We start from the raw sequence: 15,639 nt of genomic DNA on the forward strand, positions 1-15,639 counted from the left end.
GCACTCTGACATGCGCGCCGAAAAGATTAATGCAGGATTTTGGCGAGGAAGTCTTTTGCGCGTTCGGATTTCGGGTTAGCGAAGAACTCTTCTTTCGGTGAGTCCTCAACGATTTTCCCTTCGTCCATAAAGATCACCCGATTCGCCACTTTGCGGGCAAAGCCCATTTCATGGGTCACCACCATCATGGTCATCCCTTCGTTGGCCAGTTCAACCATAACGTCCAGTACTTCGTTGATCATCTCTGGATCAAGCGCCGAAGTGGGTTCATCGAACAGCATGGCGATAGGATCCATACACAGCGCGCGGGCAATCGCCACACGCTGCTGCTGGCCGCCGGAAAGCTGCGCTGGATATTTATTGGCATGCGCGGCAAGGCCCACGCGTTCCAGCAACTTCTGCGCTTTTTCACGCGCCGGGGCTTTATCACGCTTAAGCACTTTTACCTGCGCCAGGGTCAGGTTTTCAATAATCGACAGATGCGGGAACAGCTCAAAGTGCTGGAACACCATCCCGACGCGTGAGCGTAACTTCGCCAGATCGGTTTTTTTGTCGTTGACCATAATACCGTTCACGGTGATTTCACCTTTTTGCACCGGCTCCAGGCCGTTAACGGTTTTGATCAGCGTCGACTTTCCGGAACCTGACGGGCCGCAGACGACCACCACTTCGCCTTTTTTCACTTCCGTGGAGCAGTCGGTCAGCACCTGAAAGTGACCATACCATTTAGAAACATTTTTCAGGGTAATCATTAAACTGTCCTTTTCTTCAAATAGCTGACCAACAACGACGCGCTCAGGCTGATAACAAAGTAAACGGCACCGGCAAACAGGATCATTTCGACCTGTGTACCATCACGCTCGCCAATCGTAGACGCAGTGCGGAAGAAATCCGCGAGACTTAAGACGTACACCAGAGACGTATCCTGGAACAGGACGATGCCCTGCGTCAGCAGCAGCGGTACCATCGCGCGAAACGCCTGCGGCAAAATGATGAGCTTCATTGACTGCCAGTGTGTCATCCCCAACGCCAGCGCCGCACTTGACTGTCCGCGGGAAATACTCTGGATGCCCGCACGGATAATTTCGGAGTAATAGGCGGCTTCAAACATCGAAAATGCGACCATTGCTGAAATCAGGCGAATATCGGTTTTCGGCGACAGCCCCAGTACGTCCTGTAATAGCCCCGGCACAATCAGATAGAACCACAACAGTACCATCACCAGCGGGATGGAGCGGAAGACGTTAACGTACGCTTTAGCAAACCAGGCGACAGGCGCAAAACTGGAAAGGCGCATAACGGCGAGAATAGTGCCCCAGACAATACCGATAATCACCGCGGTGACGGTAATTTTCAGCGTAATGAGCAGCCCATCCAGCAGATAGGGCAGGGAAGGGACAATTGAACTCCAGTCGAATTCGTACATTATTTGCCTCCCAGATTGCCAGGCAGGCGGATTTTACGTTCCACCAGACTCATCACCAGCATGATGAAGGCATTAATCAACACGTACGCCAGGGTAATGGCGGTAAATGACTCCCAGGCATGCGCCGAGTAATCGAGCAGCTTCCCGGCCTGCGCGGCCATATCGACCAGACCGATGGTCGAGGCGATGGCGGAGTTTTTCACCAGGTTCATCATCTCAGAGGTCATTGGCGGGACGATCACGCGATAGGCGTTAGGCAACAACACGTAGCGGTAGGCCTGCGGCAGGGTCAGTCCCATCGCCAGCGCTGCGTTTTTTTGACCGCGTGGCAGTGACTGAATGGCGGCACGAACCTGTTCGCAAACGCGCGCGGCGGTAAACAGCCCCAGACAGAGCATGGACGAAACGAAGAACTGAATATTGGGATCCAGTTCTGCCTTAAACCACATGCCAAGATCTTCTGGCAGCAGTTCAGGCACCACCAGATACCAGGTGAAGAACTGGACGATCAGCGGTACGTTACGGAACAGTTCTACATACAGGGTGCCGATCCCGGAAAAGAAGCGATTCGGGACGGTGCGTAAAATGCCAAATAAAGAACCGACCAGGAAGGCAATGATCCAGGCGGTGATGGAAAGTGCGACGGTAACCTGGAAACCGCTCCAGAGCCAGCCGAGATAGGTGGTGTTGCCGAATGGGGCCTGTTGTAAAAAAATGCCCCAGTTCCAGTCTATTGACATACATCTACTCCGAAAAAATAAGGGTAGCAGCGCTACCCTCGAAGATTGTTATCCAGCGTACTTCGGTTTTCAGGCCTGATGGGGAACGACCATCAGGCATATAGTCTGTCCGTGCTGCATAGCAATCGAGAGGGCAAGGAGTTCCCGCCCCATTTCGTTCTAGTTAGTTAAGTGCTTTATCATTCGGTTCTTTGAACAGCGCTTGCATTTCGTCCGACAGTTCGAAGTTCATGTTCAGGTTTTTCGGTGGGATCGGATTTTTGAACCACTTATCAAACCATTTCGCGGCTTCGCCTGAAGTCTGCGCCTGGGCGATGGTGTCATCCATCAGCTTTTTGAACTCAGGATCGTTCTTACGCAGCATGCAGCCGTAAGCTTCCTGAGACTGTGGTTTGCCGACGATTTCCCAGTTGTCCGGTTTCTTCGCCTTCGCGCGTTCACCGGCCAGCAGGGCATCATCCATCATAAAGGCAACGGCGCGACCGCTTTCCAGGGTACGGAAAGAGTCACCGTGGTCTTTAGCGCTGATGATACGCATATCCATTTTTTGCTCGTCGTTCAGCTTGTGCAGCAGAATTTCAGAGGTGGTACCTGAGGTGACAACAACCGCTTTGCCTTTCAGGTCCGGGAAGTCTTTAATGTCGCCGCCTTTTTTCGCCAGCAGACGGGTGCCGACGACAAAGATGGTGTCAGAGAAAGCGGCCTGTTTCTGGCGCTCAAGGTTGTTGGTGGTGGACCCGCACTCAAAGTCGAAAGTGCCGTTTTGCAGCAGCGGAATACGGTTCTGCGACGTAATCGGGATCAGCTTCACCTGCAGATCGGGCTTGTTCAGCTTCTTCTTCACGGCTTCAACGATGGCGTTGGAGTAATCCTGAGAATAACCCACCACTTTCTGCTGATTGTCGTAATAAGAGAACGGCACGGAGGATTCACGGTGACCGACGACGATAACGCCGTTTTTGGCGATCTTGTCCAGCGTGCTGCCTGCGGCAGGGGCCGCATCTTCCGCATGTACCAGACCGGCTGACATTCCCATTACCAGCATTGCTGCGGCTAGCTTACGTAATTGCATATCCAACTCCTTATCGTCTGCGCCGTCGACGCAGTGATACCTATTGTGAGTGTCTGTGTTGTTATCACCTGCAACTTAAGCGTGCAGTGTTTTACCTGTTTGTTAACATTTAGTCTGGCTTAATGTAAAGATATTGCTGCGTTATTGTTTATTTTTGCGAAGTGCGCCGCACCGTTTAGAGGCAAAAATCCCTCGTTGCACCGTTTCGGTGCTACCGGTGAACTGCTTTAGTGCGACGACGTTGCGCTGAACGCCAAAAACAGGTTTGCCTTTGTTAACAAAGCAATAGGCGTGCCAGAATGGAAGAAGAGGATGGAGAATGGTAGGCCGGATAAGACGCGTAAGCGCGGTTATCCGGCCTGATGCAGGGAGAAATCGATTATTTACGACGTTGACGCAAACTCATTAACACGGCGGCAAAACCGAACAGCGCGGTCAGGAACCACAGCGGCCAGTTGCCAGTGCGAGCATATGGCGTTAAGCCTGTTGTTGGCGTTACATCGGCGGTTAACACCTGGCGCGTAAATTGCGGGATCATCGCCTGAATCTCGCCCTGCGGACCAATCACCGCTGTAATACCGTTGTTAGTACTGCGCAGCAGGGGGCGTGCCAGCTCCAGCGAGCGCATCCGCGCCATCTGGAAATGCTGCCAAGGACCAATCGACTTACCAAACCACGCATCGTTGGAGATGGTTAGCAGAAAGTCCGTGTCCGGGCGGAAGTTATCGCGTACCTGTTCACCCAGAATGATCTCGTAGCAAATCGCGGCAGTCAGTGCTAAACCGTGCGCATGCAGCTGCGGCTGAATGTACGGGCCACGGCTGAACGAGGACATCGGCAGGTCAAAGAACGGCGCTAAGGGGCGAAGAATGGATTCCAGCGGCACAAACTCACCAAACGGCACCAGATGGTTTTTGTTGTAGCGGTTGGTGGAGTCATAACGGTAAGGATTGTCTTTCCCCAACGTGATGATGGTGTTGTAGGTGTCGTAACGGTTCTGCTTGTTCAGTCGCGCATCGACAATACCGGTAATCAGCGAGCTGTTCTTCGAACGCAACAGGTCATCCAGCATGCCCAGAAAGCGCTGCTGGTTGATTTCCAGATCCGGAATGGCGGATTCCGGCCAGATGATCAGCTGCGATTTCCCCATTTCGGGCTGCGTCGCATCCAGATAGATCTTGAGCGTATTCATCAACTGGCCTTCGTCCCATTTCAACGACTGCGGGATATTGCCCTGAACCAGCGACACGCGGGTTGTTCTTTCCGGCTCCAGGGTGAACCACTGGATATAGCGCAGTGGGAAAGGGAGCGCGAAAAGAACGATGGCGACCACCAGCGGACGCCAGTTACGGCTGACCAGCGAGAGAACCAGCAATCCGCTGACCATCATCAACAGGAAGTTTATGGCTTCGACACCCATTACCGGTGCCAGCCCTTTCAGCGGGCCGTCGATCTGACTGTAGCCGAACTGCAGCCATGGAAATCCGGTCAGCACCCAGCCACGCAGAAATTCCGTTAGCTGCCAGACCACCGGTGCGGCAATGGCAACCCGCAGCCAGCTGGTTTTTGGCCACAGACGCGCAAGTACGCCAGCAAACAGTCCGGTATACAGCGAAAGGTATGCCGCGAGCAGCACCACAAGGAAGACGTTCACCGGGCCTGGCATCCCGCCAAACTGCGCGATGCTGACGTAAACCCAGTTGATACCTGTACCGAAGAGTCCCAGTCCCCAGAAATAGCCGATAGCAGCTGACTGACGCGGGCGACGATTCAGGGTGAGTGCCTGCAAGCCCATCAGCGACACAATCGCAGCGGGCCAGATGTCATAAGGAGAAAAAGCCAGCGTACCGCAGGCACCGAATAATAACGCCAGCAGCAGGCGAATGCGCTGGCGTTCAAGTAATGAGGCAAAAGCCATTGAGTTCTTCTTCCCGTTCGGTGTTATTCGTCCAGTTTTGGCTGGGGGGAGTCATCCGGAATTCTGACGTGAACCTGAATAATACGACGGCTGTCGGCCATAGCCACTTTGAACTGGTAACCATCGATATCAATGGTTTCACCCCGTGCGGGCAGGTGACCAAACGCCTGCATCACCAGACCCCCAATGGTATCGACTTCTTCGTCGCTAAAGCTGGTGCCGAAGGCATCATTGAAGTCTTCGATCGGCGCGAGCGCGCGAATGGTCCAGGTATGGCGACTGAGCTGACGGAAGTCGATATCATCTTCTTCGTCGTATTCATCTTCGATTTCACCGACGATCAGTTCGAGGATATCTTCAATGGTGACCAGACCAGAGACACCGCCGAATTCGTCGATGACGATAGCCATATGGTAACGCTGAGAGCGAAACTCTTTGAGCATACGGTCAACGCGCTTGCTCTCCGGGACGACAACGGCCTGGCGTAACACTTTCTCCATGCTGAAGGCTTCGGCATCGCTGCGCATAAACGGCAGCAAGTCCTTGGCCATCAGAATCCCTTCAATGTGATCTTTGTCTTCGCTGATCACCGGAAAACGCGAGTGGGCGGACTCGATGATGACATCGAGGCATTCGTCCAGCGTCTGGTTGCGTTTCAGGGTAATCATCTGGGAGCGGGGAATCATGATGTCGCGAACGCGCTGGTCCGCAATGTCCATCACCCCTTCGAGCATATCGCGCGTATCTTCATCGATAAGGTCGTTCTGCCCGGAATCACGGATCAGCGCCAGCAATTCATCACGGTTTTTCGGTTCACCGTGGAAAAGTTGGCTCAGTAACAGGGAGAAAAATCCCTTCTTGCTGTTTAACGTGTCACTACTGTGTGAATTGTCGTCGCTCATGGCGTCGTATGGGTTCTCTTGTTAGTTAATCTCTTGCTCAATGCGCGCAAACTCAGCGCATGGCATCACCAGAAACCACCGGGCATTCGCCGGTCGCTTATTCCTTCTCGGCAATGTACGGATCCTCATAGCCCAGAGCAAGCATAATCTCTGTCTCGAGGGATTCCATCTCTTCTGCCTCGTCGTCTTCGATATGATCGTAACCCAGCAAATGCAGGGTGCCGTGGACGACCATGTGCGCCCAATGGGCATCCAGCGGCTTACCTTGATCCTGGGCTTCCTGTTCAACTACCTGACGGCAGATGATCAAATCACCGAGCAGCGGCATTTCAATCCCTGGCGGCGCTTCAAACGGAAAAGAGAGCACGTTGGTCGGCTTATCTTTCCCACGATAGGTCAGATTGAGGTCGTGGCTTTCGGCCTCGTCCACCAGGCGAATCGTCACTTCTGATTCTTCCTGAAATTGCGGGATAACCGCATTCAACCAGGCCTGAAACTGGCTCTCTTCCGGCAAACCGCTGTTGTTCTCACACGCCAGTTGCAAATCAAGGATCACCTGACTCATTTCTGTTCCTGTTGTTCCTGAGCTTCACGCTTGCGCTCGGCAGCCAGCTCGGCTTTACGTTTTTGTTCGGCTTCTTCCCAGGCTTCATAGGCGTTAACGATACGGGCTACCACCGGGTGGCGCACGACGTCTTCGCTGTGGAAGAAGTTAAAGCTGATCTCGTCGACCTCTGCCAGCACCTCAACGGCATGGCGCAGACCCGATTTGATGTTGCGCGGCAGGTCAATCTGCGTGACGTCGCCGGTAATCACCGCCTTCGAGTTAAAGCCGATACGGGTCAGGAACATCTTCATCTGTTCGATAGTGGTGTTCTGACTTTCATCAAGAATGATAAAGGCATCGTTCAGTGTACGTCCGCGCATATAGGCCAGCGGAGCCACTTCAATCACGTTGCGCTCAATCAGCTTTTCAACTTTCTCGAAGCCGAGCATTTCGAACAGGGCGTCATACAGCGGGCGCAGATACGGGTCGACCTTCTGGCTCAAATCGCCTGGCAGGAAGCCCAGTTTTTCCCCGGCTTCAACCGCCGGACGGGTCAGTAGAATACGGCGGATCTCCTGGCGCTCAAGGGCATCCACGGCAGCGGCAACGGCGAGGTAGGTTTTCCCTGTACCGGCAGGACCGACGCCGAAGGTGATGTCATGGTCGAGAATGTTGGCGATGTACTGCGCCTGATTAGGTGTACGCGGTTTAATCACACCACGCTTGGTTTTGATATTGACCGCTTTGCCGTACTCGGGAACGCTCTCAGCGCTCTGCTCAAGCACACGCGCTTCTTTAATCGCAAGGTGGATTTGTTCCGGTTCGATATCCTGCGTCTGGCCGCGCATCGGCGCAGTATCCACATACAGGCTGCGCAGGATATCTGCCGCAGCGGTGACGCAAATCGGGCGACCGGTCAGTTTAAAATGGTTGTCACGGCGGTTAATCTCGATGCCGAGACGGCGTTCCAGCTGTTTGATGTTGTCGTCAAACGGGCCGCAAAGGCTCAGCAGGCGGGCGTTGTCTGCGGGCTCAAGGGTAATTTCGCGAGTGTCTGTGTTCAAACTGTTCCTCTTATGCATAGGGAGCCGGAAGGCGAACATTCACCGGCCTGTCAGGAAATTATTCACGCCACGGGTGAAAGGCGCAAGCACTGGAATAAAGATGGGGGCGCAGAGAGGAAATACAAGAGCCTTATCGGGCCTGTGAAGCGTCGTGCTTTGTAGGCCCGATAAGCGCAGCGTTATCGGGCATTTTGACGTTTTCAGCAGAATTAAGGCTGCCAGAACCCGACGCCAATCTCGTTCTCTTTACGGGTTCGCGCAATCACCGATTCCGGGGTTTCTGCAATGCGCAGACCCATTTCGTCTTCGGTACGCACCACTTTCCCGCGCAGTGAGTTGGTCCAGACATCGGTAATTTCCACATCGACAAATTTACCAATCATCTCCGGCGTGCCTTCGAAGTTCACCACGCGGTTATTTTCGGTACGACCAGACAATTCCATGATGCTCTTACGCGACGTTCCTTCTACCAGAATACGCTGAACGGTGCCGAGCATACGACGGCTCCAGGCCATTGCCTGCTGGTTAATGCGATCCTGAAGAATATACAGACGCTGTTTCTTCTCTTCTTCCGGCACATCATCGACCATATCGGCGGCTGGCGTTCCCGGACGTGCAGAGAAGATGAAGCTGTAGCTCATGTCGAAATTAACGTCAGCAATCAGCTTCATGGTCTGCTCGAAGTCCTGGGTGGTTTCACCTGGGAAGCCGACGATGAAGTCGGAGCTTATCTGAATGTCCGGACGTGCCGCACGCAACTTGCGAATGATCGCTTTATATTCCAGCGCCGTGTGGGTACGTCCCATCAGATTCAGTACGCGATCCGAACCGCTCTGTACCGGCAGGTGCAGGAAGCTCACCAGTTCCGGCGTGTCGCGATAGACATCGATAATGTCGTCGGTGAACTCGATCGGATGGCTGGTGGTGAAGCGGATGCGATCGATACCGTCAATGGCGGCAACCAGACGCAGCAGGTCGGCGAACGAACCGGTGGTACCGTCGTAGTTTTGTCCGCGCCAGGCGTTGACGTTCTGGCCAAGCAGATTGACTTCACGGACGCCTTGAGCGGCAAGCTGGGCGATTTCAAACAGAATGTCATCAGACGGACGGCTGACTTCCTCACCGCGGGTGTAAGGCACCACGCAGTAAGTACAATATTTGTTGCAGCCTTCCATAATAGAGACAAACGCGGTCGGACCTTCCGCACGCGGTTCTGGCAGGCGGTCAAACTTCTCGATCTCCGGGAAGCTAATATCAACAACCGGACTACGGTTGCCGCGAACGGAGTTAATCATTTCCGGCAGGCGATGCAGCGTTTGCGGCCCGAAGATAATGTCGACATAGTGCGCGCGTTGGCGGATATGATCGCCTTCCTGAGACGCCACACACCCGCCGACGCCGATGATCAGATCGGGATTTTTCTCTTTCAAGAGCTTCCAGCGGCCCAACTGATGGAAGACTTTTTCCTGAGCCTTCTCGCGGATTGAGCAGGTATTCAGCAGCAGCACATCCGCTTCTTCCGCCACATCGGTCAGTTGATACCCGTGAGTGGCATCCAGCAGATCGGCCATCTTCGATGAATCGTATTCGTTCATCTGACAGCCCCAGGTTTTAATATGGAGTTTTTTGGTCATCGACTTGCTCTTGCGAAATAGTGGCTGAATTGCAGGGCGCATAGTGTAATGCTTTGCTGCCCTGGTGACCAGTATGACCGTTATCAGCCTCAAGGGGTAAAAAATCCTGTAAACTTGTCTTATTCATGCAACAGGATGATTGACCATGACAAATCAACCAACGGAAATTGCCATTGTCGGCGGGGGAATGGTCGGTGGCGCACTGGCGCTGGGACTGGCACAACACGGCTTCACAGTAACGGTGATTGAACACGCCGCGCCTGCGCCGTTTGTTGCACACAGCCAGCCGGACGTGCGTATTTCGGCGATCAGCGCCGCCTCGGTTTCACTGCTGAAGGGACTCGGCGTCTGGGATGCCGTGCAGGGGATGCGCAGTCATCCCTATCGTCGACTGGAAACCTGGGAGTGGGAAAACGCACATGTGGTGTTTGACGCCAGCGAACTGAAGCTGCCGCTACTTGGGTATATGGTTGAAAACAACGTTCTGCAACAGGCGCTCTGGCAGGCGCTGGAAGCGCATCCGAAAGTGACGCTGCGGGTTCCGGCTTCGCTGATTGCGCTGCATCGCCATAACGAACGTCATGAGCTGGAACTGGCCGGTGGCGAGCGAATCACCGCAAAACTGGTGATTGGCGCGGATGGCGCAAATTCGCAGGTGCGGCAGATGGCCGGCATTGGCATTCACGCCTGGCAGTATGCGCAATCCTGTATGCTGATTACCGTTCAGTGCGAGAATGACCCTGGTGACAGCACCTGGCAGCAGTTTACGCCGGAGGGGCCGCGCGCGTTTCTGCCGTTGTTCGATAACTGGGCATCGCTGGTGTGGTATGACTCACCGGCGCGGATCCGTCAGTTGCAGGGGCTAAGTATGTCGCAGCTTCAGACGGAGATCGCGAAGCATTTCCCGGCGCGTCTGGGACAGGTGATGCCCGTCGCGGCAGGTGCGTTTCCGCTGACGCGCCGTCATGCCCTACAATATGTGCAGCCGGGGCTGGCGCTGGTTGGTGATGCGGCGCACACCATTCATCCGCTGGCCGGGCAGGGGGTAAACCTGGGCTATCGCGACGTGGATGCGCTGATTGATGTGCTGGTGAATGCCCGCAGTTATGGCGAGTCCTGGGCGAGTCAGCCGGTTCTGAAACGTTACCAGACCCGGCGCATGGCAGATAACTTCATCATGCAAAGCGGGATGGATCTGTTCTACGCCGGATTCAGTAATGATATGCAGCCGCTGCGGATTATTCGTAACCTTGGACTAATGGCGGCTGAACGCGCTGGCGTGTTAAAACGTCAGGCGCTGAAATACGCATTAGGGCTGTAGTGTTGATAAAGGCCTGATGGCGGTACGCTTATCAGGCCTGTTCGTTGGTCACTAGCAGAAAAGCAAAAAGCTCGCCGAAGCGAGCTTTTCTGATGTGGCTGGGGTACGAGGATTCGAACCTCGGAATGCCGGAATCAGAATCCGGTGCCTTACCGCTTGGCGATACCCCAATGGTATGTCGGTTATCTCGTGCCGGACTCAGCCTGGTGCTTTACAGCCTGGAGATACCTCAATAGTGCAGTACATCTTGAAATTTGGCTGGGGTACGAGGATTCGAACCTCGGAATGCCGGAATCAGAATCCGGTGCCTTACCGCTTGGCGATACCCCAACAAATTGTTTTTGAACCCGTTTAAAGAAACTAACGTGTTCTGAATATGGTGGCTACGACGGGATTCGAACCTGTGACCCCATCATTATGAGTGATGTGCTCTAACCAACTGAGCTACGTAGCCAGGGTGTTTCTTCGATGGCTGGGGTACCTGGATTCGAACCAGGGAATGCCGGTATCAAAAACCGGTGCCTTACCGCTTGGCGATACCCCAATGACCGTCGCGGTAATCCGCAAACTCGAAGAAAAATGGCTGGGGTACCTGGATTCGAACCAGGGAATGCCGGTATCAAAAACCGGTGCCTTACCGCTTGGCGATACCCCATCCGTGCAACGCTTTTATGGGAATGGTGCGGGAGGCGAGACTTGAACTCGCACACCTTGCGGCGCCAGAACCTAAATCTGGTGCGTCTACCAATTTCGCCACTCCCGCAAAAAAGATGGTGGCTACGACGGGATTCGAACCTGTGACCCCATCATTATGAGTGATGTGCTCTAACCAACTGAGCTACGTAGCCCTCTTTTTTCGCGCTTACCTTATCGGCGTTGCGGGGCGCATTATGCGTATTGAGCCTTGAAGCGTCAACCCCTTTTTCATCGAAAACGCCCGGAATGTGACTGTTTGGTTAGGTTGCGAACAGCGTGGCGCAATATTCGGCAATTATTGGTTATTAATCGCTTTCTGAACCGTTTTTCAGGATCAAAAAAGGGCCCCGAAAGGCCCTTTTTCATCAGCGTGGCTTATTGATAAGCGGACTGGTGAACACCCACTGCGCGACCGGATGGATCGTTCATGGTTTTGAACGCTTCGTCCCATTCGATCGCCTTAGCAGAAGAGCAGGCGACGGAAGGGCCACCCGGTACACATTCTGCGGCGCTTGGTACCGGGAACAACTCTTCGAAGATCTCGCGGTACAGATACGCTTCTTTTGAGGACGGCGTGTTGTACGGGAAGCGGAAGCGGGCGGTTTCCAGTTGCTGATCGGAAACTTGCTTAGCGGCCACCTCTTTCAGGGTGTCGATCCAACTGTAACCCACACCGTCGGAGAACTGCTCTTTCTGACGCCATGCGACGCTTGCCGGCAGATAGGATTCAAAACATTCGCGAAGGATATGTTTTTCCATCTTGCCGTTGCCGCACATTTTATCTTCCGGGTTGATGCGCATCGCCACGTCGAGGAATTTTTTATCCAGGAACGGGACGCGTGCTTCCACCCCCCAGGCCGACATCGCCTTGTTGGCGCGGGCGCAGTCGAACATATGCAGCGCCTGGAGTTTACGTACGGTCTCTTCGTGCAGTTCTTTGGCGTCTGGCGCCTTATGGAAATAGAGATAGCCGCCGAACACTTCATCCGACCCTTCGCCAGACAGCACCATTTTGATGCCCATCGCCTTGATCTTACGCGACATTAAGTACATCGGCGTGGAGGCGCGAATGGTGGTGACATCGTAGGTTTCGATGTGATAAATCACGTCGCGGATCGCGTCCAGCCCTTCCTGTACCGTAAAGTGAATCTCATGGTGTACGGTCCCCAGATGGTTCGCCACTTCCTGCGCGGCTTTCAGATCCGGAGAGCCTTCCAGACCGACGGCAAAGGAGTGGAGTTGCGGCCACCAGGCTTCAGAACGTTCGTCATCTTCGACACGACGGGCGGCGAATTTTTTGGTGATCGCTGAGATAACGGAAGAGTCCAGGCCGCCAGAGAGCAGCACGCCGTAAGGCACGTCTGACATCAGGTGGCTTTTGACGGAATCTTCCAGCGCCTGACGCAGTTCGTTTTTGTCGGTAACGTTATCTTTTACCGCGTCAAAATCGAACCAGTCACGCTGATAGTACTGACGGATTTCACCGTCTTTGCTCCACAGATAGCTCCCCGCCGGGAACTCTTTAATGGTGCGGCACACCGGCACCAGCGCTTTCATTTCTGACGCCACATACAGGTTGCCGAATTCGTCGTAGCCCATATACAGCGGGATAATGCCGATATGGTCGCGACCAATCAAATATGCATCCTGCTCGCTGTCATACAGCGCGAAGGCAAACATCCCTTGCAGGTCGTCAAGAAACTCTACGCCTTTTTCCTGATACAGCGCGAGGATCACTTCGCAGTCAGAGCCGGTCTGGAACGCGTAGCGATCGCCATATTCTGCACGCAGCGCCTGGTGGTTATAGATTTCACCGTTGACGGCCAGCACGTGGGTTTTCTTTTCGTTATACAGCGGCTGCGCACCGGCGTTGACGTCGACAATCGACAGACGTTCATGGGCCAGAATGGCCTTATCACAGGCATAAATACCGGACCAGTCCGGGCCGCGATGGCGCATCAGGCGTGACAGCTCAAGCGCTTTTTTACGCAGTTCACCTGCATCTGACTTAATATCGAATACGCCGAAAATTGAACACATAACCTTCTCCGTTAACCTGTTGCGTAATGCTTTTTGTGTTTGCTTGCTAAAGAAAATGCCGCAAAGAAACAAGAGGCGCAAGGGGTTTGCGGTCTGAAAAAGAAAAAACGCAATTGCTATTGCTGAATGGTGAAAAAAGATTACGTATTGAGCATATTCATTGATGGATTATCATTTTTTTGCCACTTTTGTTGAACGGGGTGGTTTTTTCATGAGGCAGAAATGAAGAACCACGTCCTGAGACGTGGTTCGTTTTAAATAACGTCGATTTCAGCGACGGAGGGATAAATCCAGCTCGGGCGGAACGGCATACTGTCGATGTCATCCAGCGTGGAAACGCCGGAGAGCACCAGAATGGTTTCGAGTCCCGCCTGGAAGCCCGCGAGAATATCGGTGCGCAGGTTATCGCCGACAATGACCGTCTCTTCCGAGTGCGCCTGCATTTTATTTAACGCCGCGCGAATGATCCACGGACTGGGTTTACCAACGTAGAACGGTTTACGACCGGAGATTTTTTCGATACCTGCACAGAGCGCGCCACAGGCCGGATAAAACCCGCGACCGTGAGTGTCCGGGTTGGTAGCGATAAAGCGTGCGCCGTTTGCCACAAAGTAAGCTGCTTTGTGCATCATGTCCCAGTTGTAGGAACGGGTCTCGCCAACGATAACGAAATCCGGGTTTACATCGGTAATGGTGAAACCGGCTTTATACAATTCGTGGATCAGTGCGCCTTCGCCGACCACATATGCCTTTTTCCCTTCCTGACGACGCAGGAAATCGGCGGTCGCCATGGCCGAGGTATAAAACACGCTGACCGGCACATTGACGCCAGCCGTCGCGAAACGGTTCGCCAGATCCTGGCCGGTCTGCGACGGGTAATTGGTCAACAGCACCAGCGGCAGGCCTTTTTCCATTACGCCAGTCAAAAATTCCGCCGCACCCGGTACGGCGACGTTGTCGTGCATTAGCACGCCGTCGATATCACAAATGACATTCTTAATGGTCATGAACTACCCAGGAGATGTGTTATTAATCCGATACTATAAGAGCGCATCAGTTTTCCAGCAAATGCTGGAGCAAAATACCGTTGAGCATAGCGCGTTTTACCAGCGCAAACGCACCGATGGCTGAGCGGTGATCCAACGTAGAACGCACCACGGGCAAATTCGTGCGAAACGCCTTCAGCGCCTGCGTATTAATGCAGCTTTCAATGGCGGGTAACAGCACTTTATCGGCTTCGGTGATCTCACCGGCAATCACGACTTTTTGTGGATTAAACAAGTTGATGGCGATCGCAATGGTTTTGCCCAGATGACGCCCGACGTGCTCGATCACCTCAGAAGCCAGGCTGTCGCCCTTATTTGCCGCCTTGCAGATGGTTTTGATCGTGCAGTCTTCCAGCGGAACACGGCTCTGGTAACCTTGCTTGAGCAGATTAAGAACGCGATGTTCAATCGCCGCGTTTGCAGCAATGGTTTCCAGACAACCGAAATTGCCGCAGTGGCAGCGCTCGCCCAATGGTTCAACCTGGATGTGACCAATCTCGCCAACGTTGCCGTTACGACCAATAAAAATTCGCCCGTTAGAGATTATTCCGGCGCCTGTTCCGCGGTGGACGCGCACCAGAATGGAGTCTTCGCAATCCTGACTTGCACCAAAGTAGTGCTCTGCCAGCGCCAGACTGCGGATATCGTGACCGACAAAACAGGTGACGAGGAACCGCTTTTCCAGTGCCTCAACCAGTCCCCAGTTCTCCACCTGAATATGCGGCATATAGTGGATCTTGCCGCTTTCCGGATCGACAAGCCCCGGCAGAATCACGGAAATGGCGATGAGCTCGCGGATTTTGCGCTGATTGCTGTCAATAAAAGCGGTAATGGCATTGAGCAACGCGTGTTCCAGCGTTTCCTGCGTCCGTTCGGGCAGAGGATAGTGCTCTTCCGCCAGCACTTTGCTGCTCAGGTCGAACAGGGTGATGGTCGCGTCGTGGCGGCCAAGACGCACGCCAATGGCGTGAAAACTGCGGGTTTCGGTGACGATAGAGATGGCGCGGCGGCCTCCGGTGGAGGCCTGTTGATCGACTTCTTTGATCAGTCCGCGTTCAATCAGTTGACGCGTAATTTTGGTTACGCTGGCGGGGGCAAGCTGGCTTTGTTCGGCAATCTGGATCCGCGAGATTGGCCCATGCTGGTCAATCAGGCGGTAAACGGCCGCGCTGTTAAGCTGTTTTACGAGATCAACATTACCTATTTGAGCTTGTCCGCCTGGTGTCATACTTT

General features: G+C 53.8%; 13 protein-coding genes and 7 tRNA genes. 1 reads left to right on the top strand and 19 read right to left on the bottom strand.

Annotated features, from left to right (window positions below; translation table 11 throughout):
• Positions 1-26 precede the first annotated feature (26 nt).
• The 9 genes from gltL to miaB form a co-directional block, all read right to left on the bottom strand.
• A complete protein-coding gene (gltL, locus tag HVX64_RS07765) occupies positions 27-752 on the bottom strand; it encodes a glutamate/aspartate ABC transporter ATP-binding protein GltL (RefSeq protein WP_043001415.1) in 726 nt (241 codons plus the stop codon).
• Positions 752-1,426 carry a glutamate/aspartate ABC transporter permease GltK gene (gltK, locus tag HVX64_RS07770; RefSeq protein WP_043001414.1) on the bottom strand — a complete coding sequence of 225 codons (675 nt, stop codon included), beginning with the start codon at positions 1,424-1,426 and terminating at the stop codon, positions 752-754. The genes gltL and gltK overlap by 1 nt, the downstream gene beginning before the upstream one ends.
• Entirely contained in the window at positions 1,426-2,166 is a 741-nt protein-coding gene (gene gltJ, locus HVX64_RS07775; RefSeq protein ID WP_044256590.1) for a glutamate/aspartate ABC transporter permease GltJ, read from the bottom strand. Before gltJ ends, gltK begins: the two co-directional genes overlap by 1 nt.
• Before the next feature lie 163 nt (positions 2,167-2,329).
• Complete coding sequence (locus tag HVX64_RS07780) at positions 2,330-3,238, bottom strand: amino acid ABC transporter substrate-binding protein (RefSeq protein WP_043001412.1); 909 nt, start codon at positions 3,236-3,238, stop codon at positions 2,330-2,332.
• Positions 3,239-3,617: 379 nt separating this feature from the next.
• Positions 3,618-5,156 (bottom strand): apolipoprotein N-acyltransferase, encoded by a 1,539-nt coding sequence (lnt, locus tag HVX64_RS07785; protein WP_044256589.1) that lies wholly within the window; start codon positions 5,154-5,156, stop codon positions 3,618-3,620.
• Positions 5,157-5,179: 23 nt separating this feature from the next.
• Complete coding sequence (gene corC / locus HVX64_RS07790) at positions 5,180-6,058, bottom strand: CNNM family magnesium/cobalt transport protein CorC (protein WP_043001410.1); 879 nt, start codon at positions 6,056-6,058, stop codon at positions 5,180-5,182.
• Positions 6,059-6,155: 97 nt separating this feature from the next.
• The gene (ybeY, locus tag HVX64_RS07795; RefSeq protein WP_044256587.1) at positions 6,156-6,623 is read right to left on the bottom strand and encodes an rRNA maturation RNase YbeY; all 468 of its coding nucleotides are present in this window, start codon (positions 6,621-6,623) and stop codon (positions 6,156-6,158) included.
• The gene (locus HVX64_RS07800; protein WP_043001408.1) at positions 6,620-7,669 is read right to left on the bottom strand and encodes a PhoH family protein; all 1,050 of its coding nucleotides are present in this window, start codon (positions 7,667-7,669) and stop codon (positions 6,620-6,622) included. Before HVX64_RS07800 ends, ybeY begins: the two co-directional genes overlap by 4 nt.
• A gap of 209 nt (positions 7,670-7,878) precedes the next feature.
• Positions 7,879-9,303, bottom strand: coding sequence for a tRNA (N6-isopentenyl adenosine(37)-C2)-methylthiotransferase MiaB (gene miaB, locus HVX64_RS07805; protein WP_043001407.1), 1,425 nt, complete (start codon positions 9,301-9,303; stop codon positions 7,879-7,881).
• Between the two features lie 145 nt (positions 9,304-9,448).
• Between miaB and ubiF the strand changes: the two genes are divergently transcribed.
• Positions 9,449-10,624 (top strand): 3-demethoxyubiquinol 3-hydroxylase, encoded by a 1,176-nt coding sequence (gene ubiF, locus HVX64_RS07810; RefSeq protein ID WP_044256585.1) that lies wholly within the window; start codon positions 9,449-9,451, stop codon positions 10,622-10,624.
• Positions 10,625-10,719: 95 nt separating this feature from the next.
• On the opposite strand, the gene HVX64_RS07815 is transcribed toward ubiF, so the two are convergent.
• The 10 genes from HVX64_RS07815 to nagC form a co-directional block, all read right to left on the bottom strand.
• Positions 10,720-10,794 (bottom strand) — tRNA-Gln (locus HVX64_RS07815).
• Between the two features lie 85 nt (positions 10,795-10,879).
• Positions 10,880-10,954: transfer RNA gene (locus HVX64_RS07820), tRNA-Gln, on the bottom strand.
• A 47-nt stretch (positions 10,955-11,001) separates the two neighbouring features.
• Positions 11,002-11,078, bottom strand: a tRNA-Met gene (locus HVX64_RS07825).
• 15 nt (positions 11,079-11,093) lie between these two features.
• Positions 11,094-11,168, bottom strand: a tRNA-Gln gene (locus HVX64_RS07830).
• A 36-nt stretch (positions 11,169-11,204) separates the two neighbouring features.
• Positions 11,205-11,279 (bottom strand) — tRNA-Gln (locus HVX64_RS07835).
• A 23-nt stretch (positions 11,280-11,302) separates the two neighbouring features.
• A tRNA-Leu gene (locus tag HVX64_RS07840) sits at positions 11,303-11,387 on the bottom strand.
• An 8-nt stretch (positions 11,388-11,395) separates the two neighbouring features.
• Positions 11,396-11,472 (bottom strand) — tRNA-Met (locus HVX64_RS07845).
• Positions 11,473-11,695: 223 nt separating this feature from the next.
• Positions 11,696-13,360 (bottom strand): asparagine synthase B, encoded by a 1,665-nt coding sequence (asnB, locus tag HVX64_RS07850; protein ID WP_043001405.1) that lies wholly within the window; start codon positions 13,358-13,360, stop codon positions 11,696-11,698.
• A gap of 254 nt (positions 13,361-13,614) precedes the next feature.
• Positions 13,615-14,367 carry a ribonucleotide monophosphatase NagD gene (gene nagD, locus HVX64_RS07855; protein ID WP_181825374.1) on the bottom strand — a complete coding sequence of 251 codons (753 nt, stop codon included), beginning with the start codon at positions 14,365-14,367 and terminating at the stop codon, positions 13,615-13,617.
• A 46-nt stretch (positions 14,368-14,413) separates the two neighbouring features.
• Positions 14,414-15,634: a DNA-binding transcriptional regulator NagC gene (nagC, locus tag HVX64_RS07860; protein WP_043001404.1), complete on the bottom strand. Its 1,221-nt coding sequence runs from the start codon at positions 15,632-15,634 to the stop codon at positions 14,414-14,416.
• Positions 15,635-15,639 lie beyond the last annotated feature (5 nt).

Source organism: Citrobacter sp. RHB20-C16 (assembly GCF_013890155.1).
Lineage (GTDB): Bacteria > Pseudomonadota > Gammaproteobacteria > Enterobacterales > Enterobacteriaceae > Citrobacter_A > Citrobacter_A amalonaticus.